At 55.7% G+C, this 8555-nt stretch carries 3 protein-coding genes and 2 pseudogenes; 4 read left to right on the top strand and 1 reads right to left on the bottom strand.

The window, feature by feature from the left end:
• From EA473_RS21530 to EA473_RS21515, 4 genes and pseudogenes are all read left to right on the top strand, one after another.
• On the top strand, positions 1-906 hold a 906-nt coding region (locus EA473_RS21530), incomplete at its 5' end, for an IS4 family transposase (RefSeq protein ID WP_124197663.1).
• A 6-nt stretch (positions 907-912) separates the two neighbouring features.
• Positions 913-2406, top strand: a pseudogene (locus EA473_RS21525) (VirB4 family type IV secretion system protein); the annotation flags it as partial.
• Between the two features lie 802 nt (positions 2407-3208).
• A complete protein-coding gene (locus EA473_RS21520; RefSeq protein WP_243645339.1) occupies positions 3209-6784 on the top strand; it encodes an ATP-binding protein in 3576 nt (1191 codons plus the stop codon).
• Between the two features lie 272 nt (positions 6785-7056).
• On the top strand, positions 7057-8283 hold the full coding sequence (locus EA473_RS21515; RefSeq protein ID WP_207890234.1) for a phage NrS-1 polymerase family protein: 1227 nt from the start codon (positions 7057-7059) through the stop codon (positions 8281-8283).
• A 23-nt stretch (positions 8284-8306) separates the two neighbouring features.
• Here EA473_RS21515 and EA473_RS21510 read toward each other — a convergent pair.
• Positions 8307-8555: pseudogene (locus EA473_RS21510) on the bottom strand (IS66 family transposase); the annotation flags it as partial.

Genomic DNA, 8555 nt, shown 5'->3' with positions numbered 1-8555 from the left:
GCCGATGAGTACGAAGCTCGCAAGGAGGAGCAGGCTGGAGCGAAGCTCCACCTGCTCCACAATGCCACTGAGCAGACGATAGAACGGCTCGACGTGACTGACGAGAAAACGCACGACAGCACGTTGTTTAACACAGGATCGTGGCTCGAAGATCGGCTCGTTCTGTTCGACCGAGCCTACTTCAAGTACCGCCGCTTCGCGTTGATCGATGAGAACGACGGCTACTTCGTGAGTCGGCTGAAAGAGAGCGCAAATCCGGTCGTAACGGAGGAATTACGGGAATGGCGCGGCCGCGCCATTCCCTTGGAAGGTGAGCAGATCCACGATGTTGTGGATAATCTGCACCGCGAGTACATCGACGTGGAAGTCGAAGCCGAGTTCGACCGAAGACCGTACGGAGGAACGCAGTCACGCGATACAAAGCGGTTTCGCGTCGTCGGCGTCCGCAAAGAGGACGCCGACGACTACCACCTGTACATCACGAATCTCCCGAGAGAAGAGTTCCTGCCGTCGGATCTAGGGACGATCTATCGGTGTCGGTGGGAGGTGGAGTTGCTATTCCGTGAGTTGAAGACGCAGTACGAACTGGACGAGTTCGACACGACAAAGAAGCATGTTGTCGAAATTCTGCTGTACGCGGCGTTGCTGTCACTGCTCGTGAGTCGTGAATTGCTTGATCTGGTCACCGAACAAGCGGACGATGAGATCGTGTTTCCGCCGGAACGCTGGGCGGCGACCTTCCGGTCGCACGCCCAGCTCATCCTCCACGAACTTGGCGAATATCTCGGCTACTCGCCGCCACCGCTGCTCGACCGACTGATCGACGACGCACAGAAGATTCACCAGCAACGGCCAGTGTTACAAGAGACGCTCGCTACCGCTACGCAACCGAGGTGTGAGTCTTAGCTAAAGACGAATAAGACAGCGATTTGTAAGCAAGATCTCGCTCTCCAGGCCGCTGCACCGATCGGATCGAACCCGTTTGGGCGTGAAGCAATCTCGCTCGGTGGCGCAATCGGTGCGTTACTTGCCTCACCGCACAATGCGACGATTCTCGAGGACGATGGTGTGGAGTTTGGAACGCACTGGAAGAACGGGAGTCCGGTCGTAATCGATCCATTCGCTCGCGAAAACGGGTATGCAATGTTCACTATCGGTGATCCAGGCTCCGGGAAGTCGTTTGGCGCGAAGCAAAACTTTATCCGATCAATCGAGCAAAGCGAGGATCGAATCGGAATCATCCTCGAGCCGCTGAACAACTGGGCTGGCGTCGCTGAAGCCCTCGGTGGGGCGCGAATTACGGTCGGTGGCGATATGGGGCTGAATCCGCTCGAGATTAAGCCGACTCCCGAGCGGATCCAGCGAGCGATGGGTGAGGACGCGAGTCCGTATCGCGAGAAACTCGACAGCGTGATGAGCTTCCTCTCGAACTACTTTGCGCTTCGTGGCATCCAACTCGGCGATAAACGGACGACGCTCGAGACAGCGATCGAAGATGCGTATGCTCGAAAGGGTATAACCGACGATATCGCGACACACGACAACGAGAGCCCGACACTGCGCAACGTCCTCGATATCCTCGAGGAGATGGTGGACAGTCCAGAGGGGTTCGTCGTTCGAACTGACGAAGAAGCCCGGAAGATCGAATCGGATGCGACGTGGTTAATCGATCAGTTACGCTCTTTTGCAGAGGACGGTCGCTACGAAAACCTTGGACGACCAACCGAGTTTGACCTTCGCGACGAGAAGCTGATCTACCTCGATCTGGCCCAACAGGAGGGCAGTCTCGGTGGCAGCACGAGCCTCATCATGCAGTTGCTGATCACACTGGTCTACGAACGAGCAAAAGAGACGGATAAGGAAGTCGTCTTCGTCATTGACGAAGCACGATATCTGATGCAGGATGCCGCAAGTCTCGAGTACCTCGAAATCGTGTTCCGCCACCACCGTCATCACAATCTTTCGGTTCGGATGATCACCCAGACCGTCGATGAGTTCTTTCAGCATACGGAGTCTGAAGCAATCCTCGACCAGTGTGCGATCAAGCAGTTCCATCATCTCGATGGGATGGATCAGCACTGGGCCAACGAGTTTGGGTTGAACTCGGCACAGATGCGGTTCGTCCAGGATGCTGTCCCAGGGAACGAGGACATTGGCTACTCGGAAGCCCTCGTTGGCGTCGACGGCGATTGGCGCGGTATCGAGGTCCATGCGCTCGAGAAAGAGAAGGAGGTGATCGACTTCGACGCCAAAGAACAGTCTCGAGCCGAGCTTCCCGGTGTGTCAGAAGAAGATGGGCGACAACCCACAGACGACAGACGAACAGACGATACATCTGAAGAGCAGCGAGGCACGGACCACGAAGTGCTAACGTGGACTGGTGGAGGTGACCGCTCAGATGAGTGAGTACATCCGCGTGACACCCACCTCTGAGGAACTTCATACTGCAGAGATTCCAGCCGCACTCGAGAGTCTGCACAAACTGACGAACCCGAATGCACGGAGCTTGTCGGATTGGCTGAATCCGTTTGCCGATACGGCACCACCGACGTTCGAATTTCTCGCTGTCAGTGAAGGGAAAGACGAGCCAGTCGAGTTCTACTACGGTGTTGATCAATCACCCCATCTCGAGACACTTGAGAAACGGCTCAAGATGATCTATCCCCGGACGTTCGACATCGCTCGATGTGAGCTGGAACTCGAGCAAAAACTCATTCATCCCGTCGAATACACACGGGACGAGTATCACGAGCGACTCGAGGATGGAAGATTACTAGAGTCTCGAGTTGTCGATGAACAGGCTGACCACGAGCAAGACAGGGTCGAGAGAACTGACGGTGGTCGGTCGACCAACGACGAACTCGAGTTCTCTGACCTTGAGTCCGAAGCTGGCGACGTCGAATTTGGCGATGGATCGATCCTAGAGTACACTTCAGATGAGTCTCCCCAAGACGCCGATTCGGTCCTCGACGACGGTACGGCGTCCACGCCAGCGTCCGAGACCATCTTGGCTCGGCCATCACTCAACGAGGTCGAGCCAATTGGTATCCAGTGGTACGGTTGTGCCGAGCGCAAACGTGACTGGATGACGACGATCAAATCTTTCGCGAACCAAGATCCGGATCCAACTGAGTACGATACTGACCAGCCCCCGCTCGCGACGGTAATCGATCATCTTACCGCGTTCGAGTATCCGATCGCGTTTCAGGTGGTCTGGCAGCGCAAGGCTGACTGGATCGCGGACGCAGAGTTACGCATCGAAGACCTTCGAAACGGACGAGATACATTCACCCAGCGCTATCTCGGCCTGCTGTTCGAACCCGGTGATGTTGACTCGGCGGAGTACCAGCGCACCATCGGAACCGAAACTCGAAATCGAATCGACCGCATCGAAGCCAAACATCCGAAACGAACGTTCACAGTCAATACCCGAGCGGTCGCGCTTCCAGCTTGTGGTGATGGCGAGACAGATAATCGAGTCGAAACCCAACTCGATCAACTCGCTCAATCACTGGCCGCCTTAGATGGGCCGTTCTACGAACTCGAGGGATATCGACTCCGCTCGAGGGGAATCTTGAACCGAACGAAACGCAAACGCGCTCAATCAGTCCTCGAACGCGTACTCGATGGCGAACTGACTATAGGGCGCGGGAAACGCCGCCCAGATCTCGTGTTGAACGCAGATGAACTCGCGAACCTCACTGTCGTCCCCTCGTCACAGGATCTGACAGTCGAAGGAAGCCGTGGGACACGCTCCGAGCAACGCTCTCGGAATCCACTGCCACGGCCACATCCGGATCTGATGGACGAGTTTCGAGAGGGCATGGCAATTGGATATGCGATCGATGAGAACGGTGAACCTGAGGATGAACCGGTTTGTCTCCCACCGTCGTTGTTGCCCACTCACTATGTCCGTGCGGCAACGACCGGCGGTGGAAAGTCGAAATCGCTGACCAACGACAAACTCTCGCTATACGAGCAGACCGACGGGCCGATCATTCTGATCGACGCAAAGGGTGACGGCCTCTGTAAGGACTACATGCGAGCCCACGCTCGTCGATTCGGCGTCGATGACCTCGAGGAGAACGTCCTCCACTTCCCGATTCCAGAGGTACTTCCAGGATTCGCGTTCTTCAATATCGAGCACCAACTCGAGAACGGGATCCGCCGTATCGATGCGGTCCAGAACAAGGCGGATCACTACGAGGAGATCCTGAAAATGGTGATGGGTCAAGAGCGCTACGACCGAGCAGTCGTCGCACCAACGCTCATCAAGTATCTCATCAAGACGCTCTACGACGACGAGTATGGCCGCGAGAATGGCCGCTACCGTGAGAGTGTCGATTACTTTGCTCACGATCAACTCGAGTACGTCGTCGACCAACTCTGGCGTGCTGGCCCACCAGATCCCGAGGAGGGCGCTGCACCACGCTCGAGTAATCCACAGGTACAACGGCGGATCGACCGTCAGCTTCAGCTCGACCCGAATACCTTTGCAACGGTGATGGGTGGCGTGAGCAACCGCCTCGACTACATTTCCCAGGACGAGCATCTCCGCCGAGTGTTCAACAACACTGAACCGCAGTTTGACTTCCGTGATGTCCTCGACGGTCGGGAGGTCATTCTCTTCGATCTCAGTGGCCTTCGCGATGAGTCGGCGAAGGCGATGACGGGTGTGATTCTAACGGAGCTCTACAACGCGCTGAAAGAGCGTGGTGACGATTTACAGCAAAAGCCGGATGACTACGTGGTTAATCTGATCATCGATGAGGCCTCGAGTCTGGCCGTCTCTGATATAATGAACACGCTGTTGGAGAAGGGTCGGAGCTTCCGACTCTCTGTTGGTCTCTCCCTGCAGTTCCCCGAGCAGCTCGACGTCAAGGGCGGCCGTGAGGTCTATCTGAATGTTTTGAACGACGTCGGAAGCCCGATCATCGGCAAGATCGCTGTCGACAACGAGATTGCGAAGGTAATGGCTCACGAGGACATGGATCCCGTCGAGTTCGCCAATCGGATCCGGTCACTTCCACGTGGCGAATGGGTTGTTCGCCTCCCGAGTCCGACGTTCGGCGAGACCGGTCCCGAGCCGTTCAGCTTGGCTCCACTTCCGATTCCATCGGGACATCCCGAGAGTGATGATCCGCTGACTGCCATCGAGGAGCAGGCGTTTCAGCAAGCACTTGAGCGGATTCACGAACGAGCGGACACTGAATACGGTGCTGTAACTGAAGCTCCTCCAACGAGTCGGACCCCGGATACTGTCCGCGAAACGTTCGAATTAGCATCCGAAGATCTCGATATTGCGCTCGCAAACGCAGTTCGTACCATCCAGCTTCAACAGGATGCTCGCGAGGAGAATGGATGGGTTGCTGTTCAGCAAGTTGATCATGCACTTAGAACACAATTCGAGGCTGCCGATGCGTCACCGCCGTCGATCGAAGAGCTTGGAGAAATCCGGGACCGTTCCCGGTTACTCGAGGTCTCACTCGACCAGGACCACAACAAGATTGTCGTTCGGTTAACCGACGAGGGCGAAGCGGTGACCGAGCCAGATACGGGCGGTGTCCGATCGTCGGGAAGTGATCGTCATGATGAGTTGTTGTTCACCGCTGAGCGGGAACTCTCTCGGCAGGGTTTCGATGTCACGGTCTTTACGCAGGATGGAAGCGAGAAACCAGATGGGCGAGCGATTCATCCCGACTGTGACCAAATATTCGATATCGAGGTCGAGTCAACGACGGTCGACAAGCCAGTGAAGGTTCTTCGAAACTTCCAACGAGCTCGGGATGACAGCCACATCCCGCTGTTCGTCGTTGCTACCGCTGAGGACAGTGACGATGAACTGCAGACTGCTACTCGCCTTGAGGATATCCTCTCTTGGCCAGTCAACGAACTCGAGTCTGGCGATGTTCGATTATACACGACTGACTCGCACATCACGTTTGATGGCGGTGCGAACGCTCGAGACGGCGTGACTGCAGTTCGGCCAGCGACAGGTAACTCGAGACGTTCTGTGTGGACTTGGGAAGCTGGCGAGTATCTGCTGAGTGATGGATCGGGAACTGGATTTATGACCGTCTCGTCGTTCGAGTCGCTCTCACGAAGTGATGTTCCGGCGGTATATAGCTATGACAGAGCTGCCGATGAGTACGTTGTCTACGAACCCACCGAACGCCATATCTACGAGACTAAATCAGCGTTCAAACAAGAGTGGATACCAATTCGAGAGCCGTTTGTCCCCAACACTGGCACCTCGCAACTGAATGAGGCGCTCGAGCCACACGTGATTGCTGTGATCGAGAGTGACAGCGGCACAATACGGATCTATCGTGATGGACAATTACGATCTCTCGATGTTCTTATCGAAGAGTCGGATTCGCTGACCGCTGTCCGTTCACTCAGTTCCACTGAACAAGAGCAATCTGACGATTCCGTCTCAACTCCTCACTCAAAACCTGGGTGTGAATCACCTACTCCTGATTCCTCAGAGAGTCTGTCTGAAGGCTGCTCATCAAATAGCTCACAGTGCGTGGATTTTGGGACCTTCGTCGAGGAGTGTCTCATCGAACAGGAACACGCCGAAATCGCAAAAGACGGACTATACAACGCCTATGAAGCATGGGCAGACGCACACGATCAAGAGGCGTATGCGAAATCCTGGTTCGGCCGGAAGTTGAGCGAGCATGTTGCGTATGACGAGTATCGCCCAACACGTGACGGCGAGCGTGTACGCCACTATACTGGTATTACACTGTCGTCCTATGGCCGAACCTTCCTCGAATAAGCTATGAGAGACACCACTATGTATCGAGTAGATTCCATCTGCAACCACTGTCGTCCAGGCTTTCCGGAAATCGGAAGAATGCCTGGACGAGGATGTCCAGGGAAAAACCGCAAGACTGCGGTTGATGTCCAGGCAAATCCGGGGCCAAAACCGACTAGTATAGAGGAGGGTTATCCCGTCGGTCCAGGCATTCGAGAGCGACGAAGCGTTCACACCCTCGAGTTTTTTCGACTCCTCGAGAGTCGGAGAGTCATCTCCAATGGAGGTCAACCATGAGTGATCAGATAGCATGTAGAATTGATGTCGAAGCAATACCGGATACACTCGCTGAACGAACGCAGTGGACTTGCTGGCGAGCAGCGGACCGCGATGGGAAGACAACGAAGGTACCAGTCAATCCGGAGACTGGGAGCTTTGCGTCGACGATGGATGATCGGACGTGGACTTCTCTTGAGCGGGCACTCGAGTACGTGGCGACTGGTGCAGCCGATGGAGTTGGCTTCGTCTTCACGGCGACGGATCCGCTGGTCGGTGTGGACTTAGATGATTGCCGCGATCCTGAGGCAGGCGAGCCACTCGAGCCGGCGTCGTCGATCATCGAACAGCTTGATTCGTTCACTGAGGTTTCGCCATCGGGAACGGGGTATCACGTACTCCTCGAGGGCGATCTTCCCGATGGTCGGAACCGACATGGCTCGATCGAGATGTACGACCAGGCTCGTTTCTTTACGGTGACCGCAGACCACGTCGACGGAACGCCGACGTCGATCAACGAGCGTCAGGAGGCACTCGAGGAGGTCCACGAGGAATTCGTCGCGTCCGAGGAGAGTGGCACGGCTGGCACTGTCGACGACGAGTCACCAAATACCGAGGCTCGTGATCAGCCACTGGAACTCGAGGATGAAGACCTCCTCGAGAAAGCACGCTCGGCGAGCAACGGGGAGAAGTTCGATCGACTGTGGCGTGGCTCGACTGCTGGGTACGATAGTCAGTCAGAAGCCGATATGGCGTTGTGTTGTTTGCTTGCGTTCTGGACGGGTGGGGATCACGCACGGATGGACCGACTGTTTCGCCAGTCCGGACTCAGCCGTGAAAAGTGGGACGAGGTGCACTACGCGGATGGATCGACGTACGGTGAGAAAACGATCGAACGGGCTATTGATGCAACGGACGAGTTCTACGATCCATCAGCAGCTGTCTCTGGAAATACGATGGAGGTTGGAGTCGACTCTCCGTTCGAGAGTTACGTCCAGAACGATACTTCGAGGCCTAAACAGACCTACCTCGAGGAGAAAAACCGACTGCTCGAGCACCGAGTCGATGACCTCGAGCAAACCATCGTTGAGCAACGTGAGCAACTCGAGACGCTCACTGCAGAACGTAACGAGTTGCGCACACTCCTTGAACAGCGGGAGGAGACCCTCGAGCAGATTCGTGAGCAACCTGTCGATGACCACTCAATCAGAAGGCGCATGAAGAGCGTGTTCCGAGGCGGATAATTCAATAAGCTATACGTATGAGTTTACCCCGAAGTCTCGACAGCCGGTACAGCGTGAGCCCGTGAGATCATCTCATTGTTGCTGACGACTCGGCGAAGTTCTTCGTAGGGATTGCGTCCCTGCTGGCGCCATGTCGCCAGCAGGGACAAGATCGTCTCGTGAACGAACATACCTCGATCGTTCCGGAGTGTCCCGATGATTTTCCGGAGAACGACTGGTTCACGAAGTGCATTCTCAGCTGCGTTGTTCGTCGGGGAGACCGCTGGCTCACC

The sequence above is a fragment of the Natrarchaeobius chitinivorans genome, from assembly GCF_003841505.1.
Classification (GTDB): Archaea; Halobacteriota; Halobacteria; order Halobacteriales; family Natrialbaceae; genus Natrarchaeobius; species Natrarchaeobius chitinivorans.
This window is presented reverse-complemented; position numbering and strand designations above follow the sequence as displayed.